General features: G+C 64.1%; 22 protein-coding genes and 1 pseudogene. 12 read left to right on the top strand and 11 right to left on the bottom strand.

Going from position 1 to position 24389, the window contains the following annotated elements; genetic code table 11:
• Positions 1-166 precede the first annotated feature (166 nt).
• Both ORS3428_RS00865 and ORS3428_RS00860 read left to right on the top strand, forming a co-directional pair.
• A complete protein-coding gene (locus ORS3428_RS00865; protein ID WP_071093907.1) occupies positions 167-1414 on the top strand; it encodes a DUF3419 family protein in 1248 nt (415 codons plus the stop codon).
• Entirely contained in the window at positions 1411-2076 is a 666-nt protein-coding gene (locus ORS3428_RS00860; protein WP_071093906.1) for a class I SAM-dependent methyltransferase, read from the top strand. Before ORS3428_RS00865 ends, ORS3428_RS00860 begins: the two co-directional genes overlap by 4 nt.
• A gap of 5 nt (positions 2077-2081) precedes the next feature.
• Here the strand turns inward: ORS3428_RS00860 and ORS3428_RS00855 are convergent, their stop codons facing one another.
• Complete coding sequence (locus ORS3428_RS00855; RefSeq protein WP_071093905.1) at positions 2082-3467, bottom strand: serine hydrolase domain-containing protein; 1386 nt, start codon at positions 3465-3467, stop codon at positions 2082-2084.
• 232 nt (positions 3468-3699) lie between these two features.
• On the opposite strand from ORS3428_RS00855, the gene ORS3428_RS00850 reads away from it, so the two are divergent.
• Together ORS3428_RS00850 and ORS3428_RS00845 are read left to right on the top strand one after the other, a co-directional pair.
• On the top strand, positions 3700-4491 hold the full coding sequence (locus ORS3428_RS00850; protein WP_071093904.1) for a glycoside hydrolase family 25 protein: 792 nt from the start codon (positions 3700-3702) through the stop codon (positions 4489-4491).
• A 182-nt stretch (positions 4492-4673) separates the two neighbouring features.
• Complete coding sequence (locus ORS3428_RS00845; protein WP_071093903.1) at positions 4674-5852, top strand: lytic murein transglycosylase; 1179 nt, start codon at positions 4674-4676, stop codon at positions 5850-5852.
• A 76-nt stretch (positions 5853-5928) separates the two neighbouring features.
• On the opposite strand, the gene ORS3428_RS00840 is transcribed toward ORS3428_RS00845, so the two are convergent.
• Positions 5929-7149 carry an alanine racemase gene (locus ORS3428_RS00840; protein ID WP_071094046.1) on the bottom strand — a complete coding sequence of 407 codons (1221 nt, stop codon included), beginning with the start codon at positions 7147-7149 and terminating at the stop codon, positions 5929-5931.
• 211 nt (positions 7150-7360) lie between these two features.
• Here ORS3428_RS00840 and ORS3428_RS00835 point away from each other — a divergent pair, with 211 nt between their 5' ends.
• Positions 7361-8281 carry a DMT family transporter gene (locus tag ORS3428_RS00835; RefSeq protein ID WP_071093902.1) on the top strand — a complete coding sequence of 307 codons (921 nt, stop codon included), beginning with the start codon at positions 7361-7363 and terminating at the stop codon, positions 8279-8281.
• Positions 8282-8655: 374 nt separating this feature from the next.
• On the opposite strand, the gene metF is transcribed toward ORS3428_RS00835, so the two are convergent.
• Both metF and ORS3428_RS00825 read right to left on the bottom strand, forming a co-directional pair.
• Positions 8656-9573, bottom strand: coding sequence for a methylenetetrahydrofolate reductase [NAD(P)H] (metF, locus tag ORS3428_RS00830; RefSeq protein WP_071093901.1), 918 nt, complete (start codon positions 9571-9573; stop codon positions 8656-8658).
• Positions 9573-10580: an ArsR/SmtB family transcription factor gene (locus ORS3428_RS00825; protein ID WP_071093900.1), complete on the bottom strand. Its 1008-nt coding sequence runs from the start codon at positions 10578-10580 to the stop codon at positions 9573-9575. The genes metF and ORS3428_RS00825 overlap by 1 nt, the downstream gene beginning before the upstream one ends.
• Before the next feature lie 137 nt (positions 10581-10717).
• Here ORS3428_RS00825 and tsaA point away from each other — a divergent pair, with 137 nt between their 5' ends.
• The 3 genes from tsaA (at position 10718) to ORS3428_RS00810 (ending at position 12612) form a co-directional block, all read left to right on the top strand.
• Complete coding sequence (gene tsaA / locus ORS3428_RS00820) at positions 10718-11224, top strand: tRNA (N6-threonylcarbamoyladenosine(37)-N6)-methyltransferase TrmO (RefSeq protein WP_071093899.1); 507 nt, start codon at positions 10718-10720, stop codon at positions 11222-11224.
• Entirely contained in the window at positions 11221-11535 is a 315-nt protein-coding gene (locus tag ORS3428_RS00815; RefSeq protein WP_071093898.1) for a DUF2293 domain-containing protein, read from the top strand. Before tsaA ends, ORS3428_RS00815 begins: the two co-directional genes overlap by 4 nt.
• Before the next feature lie 120 nt (positions 11536-11655).
• Positions 11656-12612, top strand: a complete 957-nt coding sequence (locus ORS3428_RS00810; RefSeq protein WP_071093897.1) for a D-amino acid aminotransferase — start codon at positions 11656-11658, stop codon at positions 12610-12612.
• Positions 12613-12626: 14 nt separating this feature from the next.
• On the opposite strand, the pseudogene ORS3428_RS00805 reads toward ORS3428_RS00810, so the two are convergent.
• Positions 12627-13261 (bottom strand): annotated as a pseudogene (locus tag ORS3428_RS00805) (MOSC domain-containing protein).
• Positions 13262-13493: 232 nt separating this feature from the next.
• Between ORS3428_RS00805 and ORS3428_RS00800 the strand changes: the two are divergent.
• Positions 13494-14060 (top strand): methyltransferase family protein, encoded by a 567-nt coding sequence (locus ORS3428_RS00800; RefSeq protein ID WP_071093896.1) that lies wholly within the window; start codon positions 13494-13496, stop codon positions 14058-14060.
• Positions 14061-14066: 6 nt separating this feature from the next.
• Here ORS3428_RS00800 and ORS3428_RS00795 read toward each other — a convergent pair whose 3' ends face one another.
• The 6 genes from ORS3428_RS00795 to ORS3428_RS00770 all read right to left on the bottom strand — a co-directional run bounded on the left by ORS3428_RS00795 (position 14067) and on the right by ORS3428_RS00770 (position 20406).
• On the bottom strand, positions 14067-15188 hold the full coding sequence (locus ORS3428_RS00795) for a beta-ketoacyl-ACP synthase III (protein WP_071093895.1): 1122 nt from the start codon (positions 15186-15188) through the stop codon (positions 14067-14069).
• Positions 15189-15318: 130 nt separating this feature from the next.
• Entirely contained in the window at positions 15319-16086 is a 768-nt protein-coding gene (gene tam, locus ORS3428_RS00790; protein ID WP_071093894.1) for a trans-aconitate 2-methyltransferase, read from the bottom strand.
• 38 nt (positions 16087-16124) lie between these two features.
• Positions 16125-17774, bottom strand: a complete 1650-nt coding sequence (gene ettA, locus ORS3428_RS00785; RefSeq protein WP_071093893.1) for an energy-dependent translational throttle protein EttA — start codon at positions 17772-17774, stop codon at positions 16125-16127.
• Positions 17775-17961: 187 nt separating this feature from the next.
• Positions 17962-18972: a ribonuclease T2 family protein gene (locus ORS3428_RS00780; RefSeq protein WP_071093892.1), complete on the bottom strand. Its 1011-nt coding sequence runs from the start codon at positions 18970-18972 to the stop codon at positions 17962-17964.
• 130 nt (positions 18973-19102) lie between these two features.
• Entirely contained in the window at positions 19103-19552 is a 450-nt protein-coding gene (locus ORS3428_RS00775; RefSeq protein ID WP_071093891.1) for a MarR family winged helix-turn-helix transcriptional regulator, read from the bottom strand.
• The gene (locus ORS3428_RS00770; protein WP_157895910.1) at positions 19549-20406 is read right to left on the bottom strand and encodes an alpha/beta fold hydrolase; all 858 of its coding nucleotides are present in this window, start codon (positions 20404-20406) and stop codon (positions 19549-19551) included. Before ORS3428_RS00770 ends, ORS3428_RS00775 begins: the two co-directional genes overlap by 4 nt.
• 134 nt (positions 20407-20540) lie before the next feature.
• Between ORS3428_RS00770 and ORS3428_RS00765 the strand changes: the two genes are divergently transcribed.
• The 3 genes from ORS3428_RS00765 (at position 20541) to ORS3428_RS00755 (ending at position 24377) form a co-directional block, all read left to right on the top strand.
• Positions 20541-21473, top strand: a complete 933-nt coding sequence (locus tag ORS3428_RS00765) for an alpha/beta fold hydrolase (RefSeq protein ID WP_071093889.1) — start codon at positions 20541-20543, stop codon at positions 21471-21473.
• Between the two features lie 82 nt (positions 21474-21555).
• Positions 21556-22731: a CaiB/BaiF CoA transferase family protein gene (locus ORS3428_RS00760; RefSeq protein ID WP_071093888.1), complete on the top strand. Its 1176-nt coding sequence runs from the start codon at positions 21556-21558 to the stop codon at positions 22729-22731.
• Positions 22728-24377, top strand: coding sequence for a thiamine pyrophosphate-binding protein (locus ORS3428_RS00755; protein ID WP_071093887.1), 1650 nt, complete (start codon positions 22728-22730; stop codon positions 24375-24377). The genes ORS3428_RS00760 and ORS3428_RS00755 overlap by 4 nt, the downstream gene beginning before the upstream one ends.
• The last annotated feature ends 12 nt before the right edge of the window (positions 24378-24389 follow it).

The following is a 24389-nucleotide window of genomic DNA, read 5'->3' as shown; positions in this document are numbered from 1 at the left end:
CCCAAAACTGCGCAGCAGTTTTGGGAGCATAAAGGCCAAAGCGCGTTCCTGAATCCGCTCCATCACGATGCTGTTTGGCGTCAACTTAACGTCAACAGCCTGTCACCCGCCTGTCACAACGCTGCGCTACCCGCTTGCGCCAACGCAAACGGAGAATCACTTTGCCATGTCGGATGTATCGGGAGAACTCGTTTTTCGCCGTGGCAAGGAAGTCGGAAAAGCGGTCTATCAGAACCGCGCCCTGTCCAAGGAAGGCATTTCCGAGCGGCTTTTCGCCTTCCTGTTTTCCGGCCTAGTCTATCCGCAGATCTGGGAAGATCCGGATGTCGACATGGATGCAATGCAGCTCGCCGCCGGCCATCGCGTCGTCACGATCGCGTCGGGCGGCTGCAACATTCTGGCCTATCTCACCCGCTCGCCGGCCCGGATCGATGCCGTCGACCTCAACGCGGCGCACATCGCGCTCAACCGCATGAAGCTGGAAGCGGTGCGCCATCTGCCGTCGCAGGGCGACCTGTTCCGCTTCTTCGGCGCCGCCGGCACCAGCCACAATTCAGAAGCCTACGACCGCTTCATCGCGCCGCATCTCGATCCTGTCAGCCGCCACTATTGGGAGCGCCGTAACTGGCGCGGCCGGCGCCGCATCGCGGTCTTCGACCGCAACTTCTATCAGACGGGACTGCTCGGCCTGTTCATCGCGATGGGTCACCGGGTGGCAAAACTGTTCGGTGTCGATCCGGCCGGCATCATGAAGGCCGAGAACCTTGGCGAGCAGCGCCGCTTCTTCAACGAGGAACTGGCGCCGGTCTTCGACAAGAAACTGCTGCGCTGGGCGACGTCGCGCAAGGCTTCGCTCTTCGGTCTCGGCATCCCGCCGGCCCAGTACGACTCGCTGATCACCTCCGGCGACGGCAGCATGGCCAGCGTCTTGAAGGCGCGGCTGGAGAAGCTCGCCTGCGATTTCCCGCTGAAGAGCAACTATTTCGCCTGGCAGGCTTTCGCCCGCCGCTATCCTGAGCCCGGCGAGGCCGCCTTGCCCGCCTACCTCGAACGGCGCAACTACCAGACCATCCGCGCCAACATCGACCGCGTCGCCATCCACCATGCCAACCTGATCAAGTTCCTCGCCGACAAGGATGCAGGCTCGGTCGACCGCTTCGTCCTRCTCGACGCACAGGACTGGATGACCGACGATCTGCTCAACGATCTATGGACCGAGATCACCCGCACAGCCTCGGTCGGCGCGCGCGTGATCTTCCGCACCGCCGCCGAGCCCAGCCTGCTGCCGGGCCGCGTCTCGAACTCGCTGCTCGACCAGTGGCACTATGAGGACGAGGCCTCGCGCGAATTCTCGGCCAGGGACCGCTCGGCGATCTATGGCGGCTTCCACCTCTATGTGAAGCGCGCCGCATGAGCACGACGGATCTGCCGGCCGGCCATGCCGAACTGATGGACAGCGTCTATCGCTGGCAGCGCCATATCTACGACCTGACCCGCAAWTACTATCTGCTCGGCCGTGACCGGCTGATCGCCGGGCTCGACGTGCCGCAAGGCGGAAGCGTGCTCGAGCTCGGCTGCGGCACCGGCCGCAACATCGTGCTTGCCGCCCGCCGCTACCCGGATGCCCGCTTCTGCGGACTCGACATCTCGGCCGAGATGCTGGAAACGGCGAACGCCGCGATAGCCCGCGAAGGTCTTGCCGCGAGGATCAATCTGGCGCGCGGCGATGCTACCGACTTCGACGCCAAGGCGCTTTTCGGCATGGAGCGCTTCGACCGCGTCTTCGTATCCTATTCGCTATCGATGATCCCCGGTTGGGAAAAAACCGTCTCGGCGGCACTCACCGCCCTTGCGCCCGGCGGCTCGCTGCATGTCGTCGATTTCGGCCAGCAGGAAAGCCTGCCGCGCTGGTTCAGGGCGTTGCTGCGCGGCTGGCTGCGGAAATTCCATGTCGAGCCGCGTGCCTCGCTGCGCGATGTCCTTGAATCGGAATCCGAGCGCACCGGCGCAACCTTCGATTTCAGAACGCTTTATCGCGGCTATGCCTGGCTCGCCGTGATCGGCGCTCGAAAATAAAGCCCCTATTGATGTAATGCCTTGACCAGCGCCGCCAGCATCGTCTGCGGCCGATAGCCGAACTTGGCGGGCGTCAGTCCAAGCCGCACCACCACCAGTTGCTCCGACGGAACGATGGCCACCGTCTGGCCGTCATGGCCTTCCAACCAGTAGGTGTCCCTGGGCAGGCCGGCGGCAGCGCCCGCGCCGGGACTGTCCTCGTCGCCCGGACCTTCGATCCACACCTGGCCCTTGCCGTAGACCTTTGAAGCCGGCGCCGGCTGCCGCATCCAGTCGACGAAGCCGGCAGGCAGTATCTGCGCGCCGTTCCAGACACCGCCCTGCAGCAGGAACTGGCCGAAGCGCGCCCAGTCATGCGCGGTGGCGTAGAGATAGGACGAGCCGACGAACGTGCCCTGCTCGTCGGCCTCGAGCACGGCGCTGCGCATGCCGAGCGGCTCGAACAGCGCGGTCCGCGGCCAGGCCAGCGCCTTGGCCTTGTCGCCGATCGCGTCCTGCCACAGCCGCGACAGCATGACGGCCGTGCCGCTCGAATAGGAAAACACCTTGCCGACCTCGCCGTCGAGYGGCTTGGCCTCGGCGAACCCAGCCATATCCGGTTCGAGATAGAGCATGCGCGTCACATCGGYGACGTCGCCATAATCCTCGTTGAACGCCAGCCCGCTGGACATCGCCATCATGTCGGTGAGGCTGATGGCAGCGCGCCCGTCGGCCTTCCACGCCGCGAACAGGCCCTTGTTGTCGAGCGTCATCTTGCCGTCCTTCACCAGCGTGCCGACGATCGCGGCATTGACGGTCTTGGTCATCGACCAGCCGAGCAGCGGCGTCTTGGCTGAAAAGCCGTCGCCATAGCGTTCGGCGACGATGCGGCCGTTCTTCACGACCACGATCGCGCGCATGCCGGTTCCGGCCATGGCGGGATCGCCGACGATCTTCGCTACCTCGGGGTTTTGCGGGGCGTCCACCCTCTCACCCTCGGGCCAAAGCGCATCCTGCGAAGCCGCGGCCAGAGGCTCGACATGCACTGAGGTCTGCCTTGCCTTGCCGGTATTGCCGTTGGGAACCGCAGCGCAGCCGAGCCCATCTCGCGCAACCGCGACGCTTTTGCCGAGCACCCAGAGCAGGCCCGCCGAAACAAGCCCCCTTTCCTTGTCGACGGAGACCTTCATCAAGCGGAGCAGAGGATGGCCCGGCGCCTGCACGTCGACCGCCAGCACTTCATTCGGGTCGCGGCCGGCAATGAAGACGTTGGAGCAGACGATCTTGGCCGAATAGCCGGAACCGACGCGGATCAATTCCGGCGGCGCGAAATAGAGCCACGCAACGAGCGCGACCACCGCCACCACCACAAGGCCCAGCAGCCATTTGATGAACTTCACGACGGCCCGCATTTTCCCCGCCTTTTTGGATTTCCGGCACGCTTTATGTCATCGATTTGCCGCCATTGCTTCCGCAAAATCATTGCCGGAGTCGAGCGCCGTCAATGGATTATCAACCATGTTCGGCGATCTAGGAGGAATCGGGGCGGTCCTGTGGGGCGACCGTCCGGAGGGGGCCCGCGTAAGCGACCACCATCAGTGAAGGACCCATCAGCGGCCGGCTGATCCCGGCTCGGGGGATATCATGCGCCGTCTTGCGGCCATCCTGATGCTTACGCTGTTGGGCGCCTGCTCGACCGTGGACGATCTTTCACCGCTGGCGCCGTCGTCGCACGCGGTTGCGGTGCGCGCACCCCGTTTCGAAGATTCGAAGCCGCATGTATGGGAGAGCGGCGCGCCGTGGACCTACGCCATCCATGGCACCGATGTCTCCAAATACCAGACTTCCGTCGACTGGCAGGCCGCCAAGGCCAGCGGCATCTCCTTCGCCTTCATCAAGGCGACCGAGGGCGGCGACCGCTTCGACGACTATTTCAACGAGCACTGGGCGCGCACCAAGGCCGCCGGAATCCCGCGCGCGGCCTATCATTTCTTCTATTTCTGCACGCCTGCCGCCACCCAGGCGCGCTGGTTCATCGCCAACGTTCCGAAAGACCCCTCGGCAATGCCGCCGGTGCTCGACATGGAATGGAATCCGAAGTCGCCGACCTGCAGGCTGCGTCCCGATCCCGCGACGGTGCGCAGCGAGATGGCCACCTTCCTCGAAATGGTCGAGCGCCATTACGGCAAGAAGCCGATCATCTACACCTCGCTGGACTTCTTCGACGACAACCAGTTGGCGACGTTCCGCGGCTATCCCTACTGGCTGCGCTCCGTCGCCGGCCATCCGCGCCAGAAGTATGGCGGCCATCCTTTCACCTTCTGGCAGTACACCGGCACCGGCATCGTGCCCGGCATGACCGGCAAATCCGACATCAATGTTTTCAACGGCTCGGAAGTCGCCTGGAACAAGTGGTTGCGGCAGAACACCCGTTGACATCGGCCCTCGCGCCTGCTTTTCGACACGGCGGGCGGCGATAGTTGCAACCGCTGGTGACGCGGAGCGGCGCACCCCTGCCGGGTGCCGAACGGCGCTCCTGAATTTTGAAATCTACGCATGATCCTGTCCTAAGCTCGGCCGGGCTCCATGGATCCTGCGGCGGTCTCGAAAGGGAAGCGATGCGATTGCGCGTTGATATGTTGGCGGCGCTGGTTGTCGGCACCTTCGCCTGGCCCGCTGCAGGGCAGGAATGCGGCGGCGATTTCGAAGCCTGGAAACAGGGTGTCGCGACGGAAGCCAAGGCCGCAGGCGTCGGCGCTGTCGGCCTCGACGCCCTGGAAGATGCCACGATCGACCAGAAAGTGCTGGCGCGCGACCGCGCCCAGGGCGTTTTCGCCCAGACCTTCATTGAATTCTCGAACCGCATGATCTCGGCCTACCGGCTGAAGCAGGGCGCGGCCAAGCTGAAGAAATATGCCGATGTCTTTGCGCGCGCCGACAAGGAATTCGGCGTCCAGCCGGCTGTGATTACCGCCTTCTGGGGATTGGAGACCGATTTCGGCGCCGTTCAGGGCGATTTCCATACGCTGAATGCACTGGTCACGCTCTCGCATGACTGTCGCCGGCCCCAGCTTTTCCGGCCTCAGTTGGTGCCGCTGCTGACCTTGATCGACCGCGGCGTGCTGCCGGCCGACGTCAAGGGTGCCTGGGCCGGCGAGATCGGCCAGACGCAGATCCTGCCCACCGACTACCTCGCCCGCGGCGTCGACGGCGACGGCRACGGCACGGTCGATCTCAGGAACAGCGCGCCGGACGTGATCATGACCACGGCCGACAAGATCCTGTCGCGCGGCTGGAAGCGCGACCAGCCCTGGGTCGAGGAAGTGCGTGTTCCTGAGGATATGCCCTGGGATCAGACCGGCCGCACCAACAAGCTGCCTCTGTCGCAATGGGCTCAGTGGGGCGTCACCAATCCTAACGGCACGCCACTGGTCGACAATGGCTTGAAGGYCGGGCTTGCCTTGCCGATGGGTCGCAAGGGCCCAGCCTTCCTGACCTACGACAATTTCGACGTTTACCTAGAGTGGAACCAGTCCTTCACCTATGCGCTCACCGCCGCGGTGCTGGCAACGCGGCTTGCCGGTGCTCCGCCATTCGACCCGCGCACGCCCGAGCCCGGCCTCAACGGCGACCAGATGAAGGAGTTGCAGACCAAGCTCGAAGCGAAAGGCTACGACGTAGGTACTGTGGATGGCATCCTGGGAACCAACACGCGTGAAGCGATCCGCAAGGAACAGATGCGGCTTGGCCTTCCGGTGGACGGTTGGCCGACGTTGGAGTTGTTGGCGAAGTTGTGAAAGCGAATAGGGAGTAGCCAATAGGGTTCGCAGCAGCGATGCCTTGACCTAACCGCTATTCGCTACTCCCTATTCGCTAGTCCGCCATCGTTTCCAAACTCGCAAACCCCTGCGGCACGTCGCCTTCGTCGAAGGGCGTCGTCAGTTCGACGAAGGTGTCTGGATAAAAACCGTTGAAGCGCGTCCTCAGCGACAGCGAGTAGGCGCCGATATGACCGATCTCGATCCAGTCGCCGGTATCAACCGTTTCCGGCAGCCAGAACGGCCTGGACAGGATGTCGACGGAATCGCAAGTCGCGCCGCAGACCTTGAACGGCATGATGGTCTTCTCGTCGCCATTGCGGGTGCGGATCGCCGGATCGGGGATGAAGCGCGCGGGCAGCGTGATCCTGCCCGTCCATGAATCCGATAGCGAGGCCCAGATGCCGTCATTGATGTAGAGCCGTTTGCCCTTGCGCAAAAGCACGCGCACGATCAGCGACAGGCAGCGCGCGACGATCACGCGGCCGGGCTCGGCCACCAGCGGCATCCCATCGAACTGGTATTCCTTGAGGTCGCCTGCCAGCCGCGACATCAGTTGCCCGAGCGAAGGCATCTCGATGTGCCTGCGATTGGGGTCGTGGCCATATTCGGCCGGAAAGCCGCCGCCAACATCGAGCCCGGCAATGTCGAAGGTCAGCCGGTTGCGCACCCAGTCGGCGGAAGCCAGCGCGCGCTCATAGGTGTCGGGATCCTCGATCTGGCTGCCGACATGAAAGCAGAGCCCGACCTTGTAGCCGGTCCGGTTGAGCCGCTCGGCAAGCTCCACCGCATTGGCGGGCCCGGCGCCGAATTTCTTCGACAGCTCGTAGGCCGCGTGCCCCTTGGTCTGGATGCGCACAAAAACCGTCACCGCGCCGGGGTCGATGTCGAGCGCCCGCACCACCCGCGTCAGCTTGGTGATCTCGTCCTCATGGTCGAGCGAAATCACCCGGATACCGTATTTCTCCAGCGCCAGCTTGATGTCCGACTGCGCCTTGACCGGATGCATGTAGAGCATCTCGGCGTCRGGCGAGACGGCGCGCACCGCTGCGAATTCGCCTGGCGAGGCCACGTCGAAAGCGCTGACCCCCGCCTCCACCAGCGTCTTCAGCACAATCTGCTCGCCATTGGTCTTGACCGCATAGGCGGTCTTGCCGGGAAACATGCCCATGAACTGCAAGGCGTCCGCCTTCAGCACCTGGGGCCGGAAGCAGTAGACCGGATCGTCCGGACGAAGCGCCAGTGCCGCCTCGCGGGCATTTTCGAATCGCTGCATGGACGAATCCTTGATCTGGCCGCGCACAATTAATCCTAGCTAGCCGCCAAAGAAAACAGTTCTGTGTCTCGCCTTCACGCGCGGCCGGCCGCACGCTTTTCTGCCAACGCTAAGCCWTTGGTCAGGTTTCGGGTGGCCCTTGCCGCCAAACCGGATATTGGTTGGAGCTGTTCGGCGGCTGAGGTTGCGATCGGCCTKGGAGGGTGACGACATGACGATGACGGCTGGCGCCGCGGCGATGCGCGGACCGATGACGATCAAGGACTGGGCACAACTGCTGCTGCTTGGCGCGATCTGGGGCGGTTCGTTCTTCTTTGCCCGCATTGCGGTGTCTGAGATCCACCCGCTGGCGCTGGTGCTGTTTCGCGTCGCTATCGCCGCGGCAGCGCTTCAGCTCTATCTGGCGGTCCGCGGGCCGTCTTTCAGCCTCGCCTTTCCTCGTGCCGGCCTGTTCTTCCTGCTGGCGCTCAGCAACAACGTCATCCCCTTCTCGCTGATCTTCGCCGGCCAGACAGAGCTCGGCGCCGGTGTCGCCTCGGTACTGAATGCCACGACGCCGTTCTGGACGCTGGTCCTTGCCAATGCGCTGACCGCCGATGAGAAGCTGTCCTGGAACAAGCTGGTCGGCATCGCGCTCGGCGTTGCCGGAACGGCTGTGATGATCGGACCGGGTCTGTTAGCCGGGCTTGGCGGTCCGGTCTGGGCGAAGTTCGCGCTGATCGGCGCCTCCGTGTCTTACGCGGTCGCGCTGATGATCGCGCGGCGCTTCAAGGGCGTGCCGTCGCCGGTCATCGCCACCGGACAATTGACCGCCTCGACCATCATCATGATCCCTGTCGTGCTCCTGACCTACGGCCCGGCTGGACTGTTTTCGGCCTCGCCGCCGGTCTGGGCCGCAGTGCTGGGGCTGGCGCTGTTGTCCACCGCCTTCGCCTACATCCTCTATTTCAACCTCGTCGCCTCGGCCGGCGCCACCAATGCCTCGCTGGTCACATTGATCGTGCCGCTGAGTGCGGTGCTGCTCGGCTTCCTGTTCCTCGGCGAGCGGTTGCAGCTCTTCGAGATGGGGGGCATGGCGCTGATCGGACTCGGCCTGATCACCATCGACGGCCGCCTGTTCGGCCGATGGTAGTGTGGCACGCCTTGCCGCCGCCATAATTTTTGCACAAGTCCTAAGCCGGCTTTTGCCGAAGAGTTTCAATGGCTAACGACAAATTCTAGGTCGCAAATTTCACATTCACGTCGCAATGCAGCACATTTTCCGCTTGCCTGTGACCCAAATGACCCTAGACTCCCGCCGTAGCCCTCAAGAGGAGGCCATGACATGGGACTGACGAGGCCAATCAACGCATTGATGATTTGTGCTGCGTTTGCATTCATCGGCGCCCTTATCATAGGCGTTCTTCCGTAACCGCCAGAGCGGAAGAACTAGCAGCAGGCAGTCAAGATACTGTTTGAAAGGCCGGGTTTTTCACCCGGCCTTTTGCATTTCACCGCCTCAAAAAGTCAGGCCGCGGCCGAGCCTGCCGCTTCCGCCTCATGCGAGCGGATGCCGATCATATGGCAGACGGCAAAGACCAGATCGGCGCGGTTCATCGTGTAGAAATGGAAATCCCCAACGCCACGCTCGACCAGGTCGAGCACCTGCTCGGCCGCGACGGCCGAGGCTACCAGCGCATGCGTCTGCGGGTCATTTTCCAGCCCTTCGAAGCGTTCAGCCAGCCATGCCGGCACCAGCGCGCCGCAGCGCGCCGAGAAGTTGGCAACTTGCGTAAAATTGTGCACTGGCAGGACGCCCGGCACGATCGGGATATAGATGCCGGCGCGGCGCGCCCGCTCGACATAGCGCTCGTAGAGATCGTTGTCGAAGAAGAACTGGGTGATCGCGCGCGTGGCGCCGTTATCGACCTTGCGCTTCAGCATGTCGATGTCGGTGGCGAAATCCGGGCTTTCCGGATGCTTTTCCGGATAGGCCGAGACGGAGATGTCGAAATCGCCGACGCTCTTCATCGCCCCGACCAGCTCGGCGCCGTTGGCATAGCCGTCGGGATGCGGTCGATAGGCGGTCCCGACGCCTGCAGCCGGATCGCCGCGCAAGGCGACGAAACGTTTGACGCCGAAGTCGGCGAATTCCCGGATGACGGCGTCGACCTGATGGCGCGCGGCATCGACGCAGGTCATGTGCGCTGCCGGCGTCAGCGTCGTCTCGTTGAGGATGCGTTTGACCGTGCGGGCCGTGCGCTCGCGGGTCGAGCCGCCGGCGCCGTAGGTCACCGACACGAATTTCGGCTTGAGCGGCTCCAGCCGGGTGACGGTGTCCCACAACCTTGCTTCCATCTCGTCCGTCTTCGGCGGGAAGAACTCGAACGAGACCCGGACCTTGTCGCCAATGTCGGGGCGGCGGGAAAAGCGGAACTGGTTCATCAGGCTGTTTCCCTTGCTGGAAGAGTGTCGTTGGATGGGTCGGCGATCARCAGGCGGCGGTCGCGGCCGAGCCAGAGCTTGACGGTGAGTTTTGCCTCCGCCTGGCCGCGCGGCTCGAATTCTTGGCTGTCTTCGAGATCGATCCCCGCCTCCTCGAACCAGTCGGCGATCTGCCGGTCGGAGAAGCCGAGCCGCAGATGGGCGTGCTGGTCGCGCAGGAACTCCAGGTTGTGGGGCGCGAAGTCGACGATGACCAGCCTGCCCGCCGGACGCAGCAGCCTCGCCGCCTCGTCGATGGCGCGGGCCGGATCGTCGAGATAGTGCAGCACCTGGTGGATGGTGACGAGATCGAAGGCGTTGCGTTCGACCGGCGGCGAAAAGATGTCGCCGTGGCGCACCTGCGCATTGGCGACGCCTGCCTTGTCGAGATTGGCGCGCGCTACCGTCAGCATCTCGCGCGACATGTCGATGCCGATGCCGCGCCGGTAGAGCGGCGCGAAGATCTCCAGCAGCCTGCCCGTGCCGGTGCCGAGGTCGAGCATCGACTGGAACGGCCGCTTGCCGACGAGCTTGAGCAGCGCTGCTTCCACCGCGCGGTCCGGCACATGCAGCGAACGGATACGATCCCAGCTCGCGGCATTCACAGAGAAATATTCGGCTGCCCGGTCCTGCCGCTTGCGCTTGACCGCAGCCAGCCGCTCCAGGTCGCGCACCACTTGCGGATCGGCTTCGCGCACGCCGGAGACCAGACGTTGCACGAAGTCGCGCGAGGGGTCGCTGTCCGAGAGCCTGAAGAAGGCCCACGATCCTTCCTGGTAGCGGCCGATCAGCCCGGCATCGAGCAGGAGCTTAAGATGCCGCGAGACGCGCGGTTGYGACTGGCCAAGGATTTCGGTGAGGTCCGAAACCGTGAGATCCCCGCGCGACAGCAGCACCAGGATGCGGAGGCGGCTGGATTCTGCCGCCGCCTTCAATGTATCTACCATCGTGTCGAGCGTGACATGCATGAGCGGGTTCTCGGTGAAAGATATAAAGATATGTTTATGTCGGATTTGACACCCTGGCAAGCGCTATGTCGCTTCCGGACAGGAAAATGGCGCAACGGTGATCGGTGCGTTGTGAACGTTTGAGCGGACGAAAGGCGATGTTCGAGACGCGCGAAGGTGAAAGGCTCCTGGACATCGATCCGGCGGCTATGCCGGCGGACGGCCATGTCGTCTTCGTCGGTCRCATCGTCTCGCCCTGGACGAGCCGCGAGGATTGTCCGAAGAACATGCGCGCCGCGCGCGAGACCGGCCGGACGGCAACGGTCCTGATCGACGCGCCCTACCGCCCGGGACTGCAAAACCTCGACCGCGCCAGCCACGTCATCCTCCTGTCCTGGCTCGATCACGCGCCGCGGAATCTGATCGTGCAGAAACCGCGCCATGCGGCTGAACCAAAAGGCGTTTTCTCGCTGCGCTCACCGGCCCGGCCGAACCCGGTAGGGCTGCATGTCGCGAAGCTCGTCGCGCTCGATATCGAGGCCGGCCGGATCGAGATCGACGCCATCGATGTGCTGGACGGCACCCCGGTCATCGACATCAAGCCCTATTACGCCTCGATCGATGCCTTCCCCGAGGCGACCATTGCGGGGCGCGAAGAGAAGTGAGCGCGCCGACCGGCCGCCGCCGAGCCATTGCGAAAGCGCTGACCGCGCTCCTGCCGCTCGCCCCTTACGCCGACATGGAAAAGATCCGCGCCGATGCCGGCGCCGCGCATATGAAGACCTTGCCGCCGACGATCGCGGTGTGGCTGGCAACCATCGCCCATGTCCGACACGCGCATACCGATTATGACAAGCTGCTTGGCGAAGGCTACGACCGGGACTCTGCGCGCTTCTTCGTCATCGAGCAGACCAATAAGGTACTGACGCGCTGGCGCGCGACGCGCCTGCTGGAGGAGGACGACGAGGACGAGTGAGGCTGACCGGAGCCGCCCTGACCGTATGGCCGCCTCGCAGGCCAGCCGGCGCCGGCGGCCTGGCTCTACTGCATTCGGAACCGGGCATTAGCCTGCCCTGGCCGCAACGGGAGGAATGAAATGAGCCAAGCCGCCTCTAGACCCGCCGGGCCGCTCCCCATTCTTTCAGATCGTCACGTCGACCCGCATGCCTATCCGGACGGCGTCGCTTATCTGGATGGGCAATATCTGCCGATGTCGCAGGCCAAGGTGTCGGTGCTGGATTGGGGCTTTCTGCACTCGGACGCCACCTACGACACGGTTCATGTCTGGGATGGYCGCTTTTTCCGTCTCGACCTGCATCTCGACCGCTTCTTCAGCGGGCTGGAAAAGCTTCGCATGACGATCCCCTTCGACCGAGAGGGCGTCGCCGAGATCCTTCACAATTGCGTCGCGCTGTCCGGCCACCGCGCCGCCTATGTCGAGATGCTGTGCACGCGCGGCGCCTCGCCGACCTTCAGCCGCGATCCGCGACAGGCGATCAACCGGTTCATGGCCTTTGCCGTCCCCTTCGGCTCGGTCGCCAATCCCGAACAGTTGCGTCGCGGCCTGCATGTCGCGATCAGCGACAAGGTGCGCATCCCGCCGGCCTCGATCGATCCCTCGATCAAGAACTACCATTGGCTCGACCTGGTGCGTGGGCTCTACGATGCTTATGACCGTTGCGCTGACACCGCGTTGATCCTCGACTTCAACGGCAAYGTCGCCGAGGGTCCCGGCTTCAACGTCTTCTGCGTCAAGGCAGGCAAACTGTCGACGCCAGCCGTCGGCGTTCTGCCCGGCATCACGCGCCGCACCGTGTTTGATCTGTGCGCCGAGTTGGGGCTCTCTGCGGTAGCGGCGGATGTCGGCGTGGACGCGCTCAAGACAGCCGACGAGGTCTTCATCACCTCGACTGCCGGCGGCATCATGCCTGTCACGATGATCGACGGCGCACCGGTCGCCAACGGCAAGGTCGGCGCGATCACCGAACGTCTGATGCATCTCTACTGGCAAAAGCACGAAGATCCGGCCTGGTCGAGCGCAGTGTCCTATTGATCCTGGCCACTTGCTTAGGCGCGATAGATCCACTGCTCCGGTACCCGCACCGAAATCTCCTCGCCTGCCTGATGACGCCAGGCTTCTCGACCCAGGCGACGAGGCCGCGCAGCCGCTTGGCAGCCTTCGGGAACAGCAGCGCTCCCGCCTCATGGTCGGCCATGCCGGCGCTCTCGGCAACGGAGCGGCCGGCGATGCGGCAAGGCTTGTTCTGCCCGTCGACCTTGATCGTCACGCCGCCCTTGAAGAACAGCAGCGATCCCGCCGGCAGCATCGAAAGACGCGGCACGCCCTCGATAAGCAGGTTGGCGCCGATCCATTCCGGCTTGATCTCTGCAATCCCCATGCGCTCGGCGACGATGGTGAGTTCGTCGGCGGCGACCAGAGACAGTTGCCGCTCGTTGCGCATCTCGGTGCCGCGTGGATACCAGGGCTCGCGCCCGCCGGACCGCCGTGTCGCGCCGGCATGGAAGTCGCCCTCGATGCCTTCGAAGCCGAGCCGCAACTCTTCCACCGGCCTCGTCTCGAAATGATCGAAAGGCGCCATGTAGAGCGCCGCGGCCCTTGCCGCGAGCTTGCAGCCCGGCACGATATCGATGGGTTGCTCGGACGTCGGGAAAAGCTCGATATCGGTTTTTGCGTCTTGCATAGCGCTTGTATAAGGCGTGTTGAGATTGAGATCAGGCTGTTATCACCTGAATTGCAATATGGCTTAGATGCGCTCCGCAACCTGGTCCAGTCGAAAGCGCTGATGATCCGATCAAGGCGCCTGATGGCCGATCACGACTTTCTGACTCTGCATCGCCGGCGCTTTTCGCCTCGCGCCGCATTGCCGCCGCGCGGCGAACCTAGATGATCGTTCGACATCGGGAGGAGACGACATGCAACCCGGACGCGCGATCGCAGCATTGTGGCTGATCTGGCTGGTGTCGTGGTCCCTTGCCGCCTTCTGGACCGATCCCATCAAAAAGCGCGCCGGCTTCAAGGCCGAGGCCCGGTATCGGGCGCTGTGGCTCGTCGGCACCGTGCTGCTGTTCGTGCCAGCGCACGGCTATGTCGGACGGCTGCGGCTGTGGATACCGACGCTGACTGAAGCCTGGAWCTGCGTCGCCCTGATCGCCCTCGGCATCGCCTTCGCCTGGTGGGCGCRCCTGCATCTCGGCAGGCTATGGTCGGGCACCGTCACAGCCAAGGCCGATCATCGCGTGGTCGACACCGGTCCCTATGCGCTGGTCCGCCACCCGATCTATACCGGCCTGCTGCTTTCGATCCTGGCCACCATGGCGGCGAAGGGCACGGTCTGGGGCATCGCCGGCGCGGCCCTTCTGCTTGTCGGCGTCGTCGTCAAGGCAAGGCTGGAGGAAAGCTTCCTGCGCGGTGAGCTCGGCCCTGCCTATGACGACTATGCCAGGCGCGTGCCGATGCTGGTGCCGTTCGCGCCAGCTTGACGAGTTTCATAGCATCCTAAGAAGCGCGCCACCGATCGAATAGCCGGCGCCGAAGGCGCAGATCAGCCCGAAATCGCCTGCCTTCATGTCGGCGTGGTTTTCCGACAGTGCCACGATCGCGCCGGCGCCCGCCGTGTTGCCGAGCCGCTCCAGCACCATCGGCGCCCGGTCGTGGCCGACATCATGGCCGAAGGCGAGTTTGAGGATCATGGCGTTCATGCGCGCATTGGCCTGATGCAGCCAGAAGCGGCGGATGCCTTGCGGCGTCAGGCCATGCTCGGCCAGGAATTCGACGATAAACTTGTGGCCGGCGACGGTGACTTCCTTGAACACCTTGTTGCCGACCTGCTTGATGAGATTGCCCTCGAGATCGATCATGTAGGGGTCATCCTGGGCGGTGCGGGTGTGGTAGCCGAGATTGGTGCGGATGTTGTTCGACATCTGTGTCCAAGCGCGCGTGTCGAGCACCTCGAAGCGTCCCGGGCGCTTTTCGCCCTGGTCGAGCCCCTCGACGACCATGGCCACCGAAGCGTCGCCGAAGATGAAATGTGTCTGCCGGTCGCGGAAATTGAGATGGCCGGTGATGATTTCCGGCGTCGACACCAAGATGCGCTTGTGCGCCCCTGCCCTGACCAGGTTGACCGCGACATGCAGCGCCGCAGCCGCCGACGAGCAGCCCAGCCCCATGTCGAAACCGGCCCCCTTGGTGCCGAGCGCCTGCTGGATCTCTATGGCGATCGCCGGATAGGGCCGCTGGTGATGCGAAGCCGAGCAGATCACAAGGTCGATGTCCGACGGCTCCAGACCGGCATGGTCGAGCGCCTTCTTCGCCGAGGCAATGCCGAACTCCGCTTCCAGCGACAGCGCGTCGTCCGGCCGMGCCGGGATGCGCGGCACCATACGGGTCGGGTCGAGAATGCCTTCGCGCTCGATCACATGGCGCGTCTRCACGCCCGAGGCCTGCACGATGAAGGCGCTGTCCGATTTCTGCAGCAGTGTTTCGCCGGTGACAGCGCGACGCRCATTCTCGGTTTCGACCCAGCTGTTGAAGCTTTCGACCAGTTCTTCGTTGGTTATGACGGGCTCGGGGATTTCGGCGCCGATGCCGCTGATGATGACGCGATGCATGTCCAATCCGTCCGAGGCACGGCCTTTTATGGGAGCACCGAAGCACTCGGGCGCAACCCTTGTCGCATCTGGCCGGTTTATGCCAGCTTAAATCGACATCCGCCGCCGGCCTTGCGGCGCGCGTGGACTCCTAAGCGCGCTTGGCGATGATAAAAATGCGCGGAAAGCGCAGCAGCACTTTGCCGTTCGCCGTCTGCGGATAAGCCCTTGCGATCTTGGCGGTATAGGTCTCGAGGAACAGCTTTTTCTCATCCGCGTCGAGCGGATCGAGGAAGGGCTTCAGCCCCGTCGCCTTGACCCATTCGACGACCGCTTCGGCATCGGCCAGCGGATGATTATAGATCGTGTGCCAGATATCCACCCGGTCGGCGAGCGGCGACAATAGATCGTAGTAGAAGGAAACCGGCGGCAGCGGCGCACGCGCGGCGCCCTCGAGCTTTGCCGAGAACGGCATTTCGGCGGCGGTGGCCCGCATCAACTGATGCGAAGGCTCGGCGAGATTGTCGGGCATCTGGATGGCCAAGGCGCCGCCGGGTGYAAGCAGCCCCATCAGCCGCTGGAGCACCGCCGGATGCTCCGGCAGCCACTGGAACACGGCATTGGCAAAAATGACGTCGACCGCCTTCTCCGGTTGCCAGGTGGAGGCATCCGCAAGCTCGAACGTGACGTCGGGGAGYCGCGCCCTCGCCTTCTCGATCATGTCCGGCGACGTGTCGAAGCCGGTGACCTCGGCGTCCGGCCAGCGCTCGACCAGAAGCTCGGTCGAATTGCCCGGACCGCAGCCGATGTCCACGACGTGGCGCGGGAAATCGACAGGAACCTGGGTCGCCAAGTCCCGCGCGGGCCGCGTGCGCTCATCCTCGAACTTCAGATATTGGGCGGCGGACCAGTCAGCCATTTGTTCACCTCGCTCCTGTCTCGCCGCCCTGCCCGGTCCTACCTTGTCAGCCGCTTGTGCGTCATGCGGTGCGGGGTCGCCGCTTCGGCGCCCAGGCGGCGGAGCTTGTCCTTCTCATATTCCTCGAAGTTGCCCTCGAACCATTCGACATGCGCGTCGCCCTCGAAGGCGAGCATGTGCGTTGCCATGCGGTCGAGGAACATGCGGTCGTGGCTGATGATGACCGCGCAGCCGGCATAGGCTTCCAGCGCATCTTCCAGCGCGCTCAGCGTTTCGGTGTCGAGGTCGTTGGTCGGTTCGTCGAGCAGCAGCACATTGCCGCCGCCCTTCAGCATCTTGGCCAGATGCACGCGGTTGCGCTGGCCGCCCGAAAGATTGCCGACCTTCTGCTGCTGGTCGCCGCCGCGGAAGTTGAAGGACGAGCAGTAAGCGCGGCTGTYGACTTCGTGCTTGCCGAGCTTGATGACCTCGGCGCCACCGGAGATCTCTTCCCAAACCGTCTTGTTCGGGTCGAGTGCGTCGCGGCTCTGGTCGACATAGCCGAGCCTCACCGTCTCGCCCATGCGGATTGAGCCGGTATCCGGTTTCTCCTGGCCGGTAATCATCTTGAACAGCGTCGTCTTGCCGGCGCCGTTCGGGCCGATCACGCCGACGATACCGCCCGGCGGCAGCCTGAACGACAGGTTCTCGATCAGAAGCTCGTCGCCGAAGCCCTTGTTGAGGCCTTCGACCTCGACAACGACATTGCCGAGCCGCTCGCTCGCCGGGATGACGATCTGCGTGTCGGTCGGCTTGCGATTCTGCGACTGCTCGACCAGCTCCTCGAAAGCCTTGATGCGCGCCTTGGACTTGGTCTGGCGCGCCTTCGGCGAGGACTGGATCCACTCGCGCTCGCGCCAGATCGCCTTCTGGCGAGCGTCGTCCTCACGGCCTTCCTGGATCAGGCGCTTGGCCTTGGCGTCGAGATATTTGGTGTAATTGCCCTCGTAGGGGATACCACGGCCGCGGTCGAGTTCGAGGATCCAGCCGGTGACGTTGTCGAGGRAGTAGCGATCGTGGGTGATGATCAGCACCGAGCCCGAATAGTCGCGCAGGTGCTTTTCCAGCCAGGCGGTGGTCTCGGCGTCGAGGTGGTTGGTCGGCTCGTCGAGCAGCAGCAGATCGGGCTGCTCCAGGAGCAGCCGGCAGAGCGCCACGCGGCGGCRCTCGCCGCCAGAAAGGTTGGTCACCTCGGAATCGGCAGGCGGGYACTGCAGCGCGTCCATCGCCATCTCGACCTGTTGCTCGAGGTCCCAAAGGTTCAAGCGGTCCATCTCGTCCTGGAGCTTGGCCGACTCATCCGCCGTCTCGTCGGAATAGTTCATCATCAGCTCGTTGTAGCGCTCGATGATGGCGGTCTTCCTGGCAACGCCGTCCATGACGTTTTCGCGCACGGTCTTGGTCGGATCGAGCTGCGGCTCCTGCGCGAGGTAACCCACGGTCGCGCCCTCGGCCAGCCAGGCCTCGCCCTGAAACTCCTTGTCGAGCCCGGCCATGATGCGCAGGATGGTCGACTTACCCGACCCGTTCGGGCCGAGAATGCCGATCTTGGCATCCGGGTAGAAGGACAGGTGGATGTTGTCGAGCACCTTCTTGGTGCCGTAGGCCTTCGACAGGCCGGACATGTGATAGATGAACTGGCGTGCCACGCGCGCTTTCCCTGAAACTGAACTGTCGAGTTTGGTGGAGATTTGCGCGCTATGTAGGCGATGAAGCGCCGAACGGCAATCGCTTTCGGCACGGCGGCCCGATCCCGGCCTGCCGCCCGGCTGCGAAAACCCCTGGTATCTGGGCCGAAATACGTACGGTGTCTGCGCGGATGTCCGGCTGGAAGTCTTACTGGAATCCGATCGCGTCGACGGTGCCCTTCGGGCAACCGGCCTTGCCCGTCGGCGCTGAGGCCATCAGCAGATCGCCGAGCTTGCTGTCAGGACCGATCGGCCCGGACAGGCCGAGCGTCAGCTCGCCGATCAGCCGCCGACCGCTCGACGGATCGACAAGGCAGGAGACGCGCACGCGCTCGCCGGCACCGGCGCCGAAGGCTTGGTCAAAGGCTTCGCGGATCTGGTCCGACGTCAGCTGCTTGCCGATGTTCTTGTTGAAGAGATCGCGCACCGGCGAGGCGTTCACCGCGCGCATCAGATTGAGCGCGTCGGAGAAATACTCCTGCTGGCTCTTGCCGTAACAGGTACCGTGCTTGATCCATTCGTGGCGTTCGAGCTTCGAGGCCGTGCCCGGCATCACCTGCTCGAGCTCCGCGCGCGTGTTGGCATCGAGTTTGACGGCCGGCAGCTCCGCCCAGTGCGCCGGATTGTCGTTTGCCTTGTCGCTCGCCGGCACCTGGCAATAGAAATTGCCGTTCGGCTGCGGCCAGAGCCCATGCAGGGTGAAGTGGGTAGCGTCGAATTCGTTGGGGCTCTGCGCCTTGCATTCGGGCTTGTTGGCCTTGGTCTCGCAGAAAGCCGGCTGCCAGCTCAGCGCGAACACGTATTCCGGCTTGCCCGAGGCAGGTAGCGACGGCTTCGTCAGACCGGCGGGCGACGGCGCGACCGACGCGCTGCCGCCGGTGACATGGCCGCAGCCTATCTTTACCCAGCGCCGCTCCGGATCGGCACCCGGCACCTGGATGAGATAGTGGGTTGGCTCGTCCTTGTTGCCGGCCAGGAGCTGGTAGCTTTGTCCTGCCTGGGTGGACACGTCGCCGGGGCTCTTGCCGCTCTTGATGGCTTGCGTCGCGGGGCAGGCGCTGTCGGCCACGAACGTGCCGCTCATCTTGACGTCGGCCCACGCCGTGCCAGCGCCGGCAACAGCCAGAACAACCGAACCCGATAGTGCCCAAACCCGCATTCCCGCTCTCCCGGCGATCATTGAACCGTATTGGATTCGCCACACTAGAACGGGCGACGTGTCAGAATTGCGATCTTTTTCGCCGGTCGAAAATAATCCGCAGCCTGAACGCTTCCGGCCTGGGCGTTTGTCAGCTCTCAGCCTGCTCCACCCGCCGCGCCAGCATCCGCAGCAACGCCAGCGCATCCTCGAGCGCTTGAGGATCGACGCCTTCGGAGACAGCGTTCGCCCACGCATGTTGGCGCGTGGCGATGTCACGAATTGCCGTCCACCCTGCATCGGTGACCGACAAAAGCTTGGCACGCCGATGCGCAGGGTTGTCGGCATAGGCAGCCAGGCCTTCCTCGGCCAGTATGTCGGCCAGGCGCTGCACGCTCTGGCGCGCAAGGCCCATGTCACGCGCGATATCGGCGACGGATTTCGGCTCCGTGAGAATGGCCCCGAGGACCTGCCAACGCGCCGCCGTGAGCCCGGCCGGAGCGGCCAGGCGATCGGCCGCTTCGAGAAAGCGGCCGTTCAGCCTGAACACAGCAAGCACGATCTCGGTAAGCGCGTCGCCTGCTTCGGTCCTCGTCGTCATTCGTGGCCGGCCTCGATGGCGGTGATGAAGCTGTTCACGGCTTCCGCCACCACCCCGGGCTTGTCAAGCATCACCCAATGGCCGGCATCCGCCACCACCTGATGCGCGATACCGGCGCGAAGCCGGTAGAGCGCAGCCGGATTGTCATTAGGCTCGGTGGCCAGCACCAGCATCGGTCCGTAATAGGCGTCGAGCGCCGGCTCGGGGTTCCATTCGGCAAGCGCCTTGCCGACGCCCGCCACCGCCGCCGGATCGACGACCGACGCATCGGCAAGCACGCGCTCGCGGACGGCGGCGTTGGGCCCGGCGATCGAGGCATAGTAGGCCTTCAACGTGTCTGGCGCATGCGGACCGGCCAGATCGCGGGCGAAGCCGTCGCGCACATTCTTTGACAAAGCGCGCGGATCTGTCGCCGGATCGACCAGCACGATGCCGGCGACATGGCTCGCGTGATCGGCGGCATAGGCAAGAGCCGTCCCCGCCGCGCCGCTATGGGCGACAATCAGAAACCGTTTCAGCTTCAATGCATCGGCGACCGCGCCCAGGTCAGCCGCACGCCCGTGATAGCCATAGTCGCCATCTGCGGCCGGCGCGGAGGCGCCGTGTCCGCGGAAGTCGAAGGCAACCGCTTGCCGGCCATTTGCGGAAGATTGCATCACCTGTTGCCATTGCGATGCCCGGCTGCAATCACCGTGCAGGAACAGGATCGGCAAGCCGCGACCGGCGCCTATGCTGTAAATCGCAAGCCGGCCCTGCGGGCCGTCGATGGTCGACGTCTTCATAATTTTCTCCCTGGTTGCCTGGCTGGATTCCGCGAAGGCCGACAGCATCGCCCGCCTGGACATGGTGTTCATCATCTCCTCCATTCCATAAATTGACAGCATACTGTCATATTATCTATTTGACAGCATGCTGTCAACATTTTGAAGGGACGCTGTTCTCTTGACGCCGCTCGAGCGCTCGCCCATCAGTCGCTGAGGAGCGAGACATGCCGTTCGACAAGCAGACCAGGCTGGCCTCACCGACCGGGGCCGACCTCAACCTTTATGTGAAACATGCCGGCGGAAATCCGCGCGCCGTGGTCCAGATCAACCACGGCCTGGCCGAGCATGCGGCGCGTTACGCCCGCTTCGCCGATTTCCTCGGGCCGCGCGGCTTCCACATCTATGCCCACGACCATCGCGGCCATGGCGCGACGAAGGCGCCTGACGCGCCGCTTGGAAGATTCGCAGGTGCCGACGGCATCGCCAAGGTGATCGCCGATGTCGGTGCGGTCCACGACCTGATTGCCGCCGAGCATCAGGGATTGCCGGTCATCGTCTTCGGCCATTCGCTCGGCGCCTCGATCGCGCTGAATTTYGTGCTGCGCCATTCCGCGCGTGTTCATGCCGCCGCGATCTGGAATGGCAATTTCTCGCAAGGCCTGCTTGGCCAGCTGGCGCTGGCAATCCTCGGCTGGGAACGGATGCGGCTGGGCTCCGACGTGCCGTCGCGCCTGCTGCCCAGGCTGACCTTCCAGGCCTGGGGCAAGGCCGTGCCCAACCACAGGACCATATTCGACTGGCTGTCGCGCGACCCGRCCGAGGTCGACAAATACATCGCCGACCCGCTCTGCGGCTGGGACGCGTCCATCTCCATGTGGCGCGATGTGGTTGAAATGGCGCTTCACGGCGGCAAGGATTCCAGCTTTGCCGGCGTGCGCCGCGATCTCTTCGTCAATCTGGTCGGCGGCGAGAAAGACCCGGCGTCGGACTATGGCAAGGCGGTTCACCACCTTGCCCGGCGCATGGACGGAATGGGCTTTTCGAATCTGGTTTCAAAGGTTTACGCCGAGACCCGGCACGAAAGCCTGAACGAGATCAATCGAGACATCGTCATGGACGACTTCGCCGCCTGGGCTGACAGCCTGCTGAAGGCGTGAGCGGCGTGGCCCACAGCATGACTCGTGACAGAGCCGGCTCCGGTTGATACAGGCTGCGCTTTCGATCTCATCACGGTGATCCATGGCCGAACCCCCGCTGAAAGGCATCCGCGTTATCGAACTCGCCCGCATCCTGGCGGGACCCTGGGCCGGGCAGATGCTCGCCGACCTCGGCGCCGATGTCATCAAGGTCGAGAGCCCGGACGGCGGCGACGACACCCGCAAATGGGGCCCTCCCTTCCTCATGAGCCATGACGGCGAGAACCTTTCGGCGGCCTATTATCATTCCTGCAATCGCGGCAAGCGCTCGATCGCCGTCGACTTCTCCAAGCCCGAAGGCGCAGATACGCTCCGCGGCCTCGTCGCCACGGCCGACGTGCTGATCGAGAACTTCAAGCTCGGCGGCCTGAAGAAATACGGCCTCGACTATGAGAGCCTGAGAAAGATCAACCCGCGCCTCGTCTACTGCTCGATCACCGGCTTCGGCCAGAATGGCCCTTACGCGCCGCGCGCGGGCTACGATTTCATCATCCAGGCCATGGCCGGCATGATGTCGATCACCGGCGAGCCCGGCCGCGAGCCGCAGAAGGCCGGCGTCGCCATCTCCGACCTTTTCACCGGCCTCTATTCGGTGATCGCCATCCAGGCAGCCCTTCGCCATGCCGAAAAGACGGGCGAAGGCCAGCACATCGACATGGCGCTTTTCGACAGCCAGGTCTCGGCGCTCGGTAACCAGAACCTCAACTACCTGGTTTCCGGCAAGTCGCCGGTGCAGATGGGCAACGCGCATATGAATATCGCGCCCTACGAGGTGCTGCCGGTGAGGGATGGCCACATCATCCTTGCGGTCGGCAATGACAGCCAGTTCGCCAAGTTCTGCGCCGTGGTCGGTCTCACCGACCTGCCCGCCAATCCCGATTTCGCCACCAATCCCGCCCGCGTCGCCAATCGCGCGAAATTGCGTGAGCTGATTATCGAAACGCTGAAGTCGCTCGATCGCGATCCGCTTTTGGCCAAGCTCGAAGCCGCAGGCGTGCCCGCGAGCCCAATCAACACGATCGGCCAGATGTTCGCCGACCCGCAGACGATCGCGCGCGGGATGCGCCTCGACCTCGACGACGGCCACGGCAACCGCCTGCCCTCGGTACGTTCGCCGATGGTGATGTCCGGCACGCCGCTTGTCTATGAGYGCCCCTCGCCGCGTCTTGGCGAACACACTGAGGAAATCCTGGCCGAACTGGAGAGAGCAGCAAAATGAAGACCGGCGGACAACTGATCGTCGAGGCGCTCGAAGCGAACGGCACCGACCGCATCTTCTGCGTGCCGGGCGAATCCTATCTGGCGGTGCTCGACGCGCTGCATGACTCGYCGATCCGCACCATCGTCTGCCGCCAGGAAGGCGGTGCGGCGATGATGGCCGATTGCCAGGGCCGCCTCACCGGCAAGCCCGGAATCTGCTTCGTGACCCGCGGTCCCGGCGCCACCAACGCCTCGGCCGGCATTCATATCGCCATGCAGGATTCGGTGCCGCTGATCCTGTTCATCGGCCAGGTCGCCAGCCACGCCAAGGAGCGCGAGGCCTTCCAGGAGGTCGATTACAAGCGCTTTTTCGACGACATCGCCAAATGGGTGGTCGAGATCGACGACGCGGCGCGCATTCCGGAATTCGTCACCCGGGCCTTCGCGGTGGCGACGTCGGGTCGGCCGGGTCCGGTCGTCATCTCGCTGCCCGAGGACATGCTGACCAGCGAGGTCGAGGCGCCGGAAGCTCTCCCGCACACGCCGGTGGAGACACGCCCCGGCGAAACCGAGCTCGACGCGCTGGAAATGCTGCTGAGCAATGCCAAGCGCCCCTTCGTCATCCTCGGCGGCACGCGCTGGAACGCTGAGGCCGTGGCGCAGATGCGCACGATCGCCGAGGCATGGTCGCTGCCCGTGGGATGCTCCTTCCGCCGCCAGATGCTGTTCGATCATCTCCATGCGAACTATGCCGGCGACGTCGGCATCGGCATCAACCCGAAGCTGGCGGCGCAGATCAATGCGGCCGACGTCGTGCTGTTGGTCGGCGGCCGCATGGGCGAGATGCCGTCTTCCGACTATACGCTGCTCAAGAGCCCCTACCCCGACCAGGCGCTGGTGCATGTCCATGCCGATGCCGGCGAGCTCGGCCGCGTCTACCGGCCGACGCTGGCGATCAACGCCTCGCCCTCGGCCTTCGTCGAAGCCTTCGCCAGGCGCAAGCCGGCCGGCACGCCCTCATGGGCGGAAGAGACGGCGAAAGCACATGCCGCCTATCTCGCATGGTCGACACCGCCTGAAACCGGCCCCGGCGCCGTCCAGATGGGACCGATCATGAATTATCTGGAAAAGGCGCTGCCCGAGGACGCCATCCTCACCAACGGCGCCGGCAACTACGCCACCTGGGTGCATCGCTTCCACCGCTTCCGTCGCTTCGCCACGCAGGCCGCCCCGACCTCCGGCTCGATGGGCTACGGCACGCCGGCCGCGGTCGCTGCGAAGGCGCTACACCCGGATCGCGAGGTCATTGCCTTTGCCGGCGACGGCTGCTTCCTGATGAACGGCCAGGAGTTCGCGACCGCCGTCCAGTACGGCCTGCCGATTATCGTGATCGTCGTCAACAACGGCATCTACGGCACGATCCGCATGCATCAGGAGCGGGAATATCCAAGCCGCGTCGTCGCCACCGACCTGAAGAACCCGGACTTCGCCGCCCTTGCCCGCGCCTATGGCGGCCACGGCGAGACAGTCGAAAAGACCGAAGACTTCGCCCCCGCCTTCGAGCGTGCGCGCGCCAGCGGCAAGCCGTCGATCGTCGAGATCAAACTGGATCCCGAAGCGATCACGCCGACCCGCACGCTGACGCAGATACGCGACAAGTCGTGATCCGGCAGAACG

It is taken from the genome of Mesorhizobium sp. ORS 3428 (genome assembly GCF_001854785.1).
In the GTDB taxonomy this organism is placed as follows: Bacteria; Pseudomonadota; Alphaproteobacteria; order Rhizobiales; family Rhizobiaceae; genus Mesorhizobium.
Note: the sequence above shows the minus strand (reverse complement) of the source record. Positions and strands in the feature narration are given on the sequence as shown.

Coding starts and splice junctions, on each gene's coding strand:
- ORS3428_RS00850 (WP_071093904.1), top strand. CDS start 3,700: ATGCGCCGTCTTGCGGCCATCCTGATGCTTACGCTGTTGGGCGCCTGC.
- metF (WP_071093901.1), bottom strand. CDS start 9,573: ATGAACCAGTTCCGCTTTTCCCGCCGCCCCGACATTGGCGACAAGGTC.
- ORS3428_RS00770 (WP_157895910.1), bottom strand. CDS start 20,406: ATGAACACCATGTCCAGGCGGGCGATGCTGTCGGCCTTCGCGGAATCC.
- ORS3428_RS00780 (WP_071093892.1), bottom strand. CDS start 18,972: ATGCGGGTTTGGGCACTATCGGGTTCGGTTGTTCTGGCTGTTGCCGGC.
- ORS3428_RS00775 (WP_071093891.1), bottom strand. CDS start 19,552: ATGACGACGAGGACCGAAGCAGGCGACGCGCTTACCGAGATCGTGCTT.
- ORS3428_RS00835 (WP_071093902.1), top strand. CDS start 7,361: ATGACGATGACGGCTGGCGCCGCGGCGATGCGCGGACCGATGACGATC.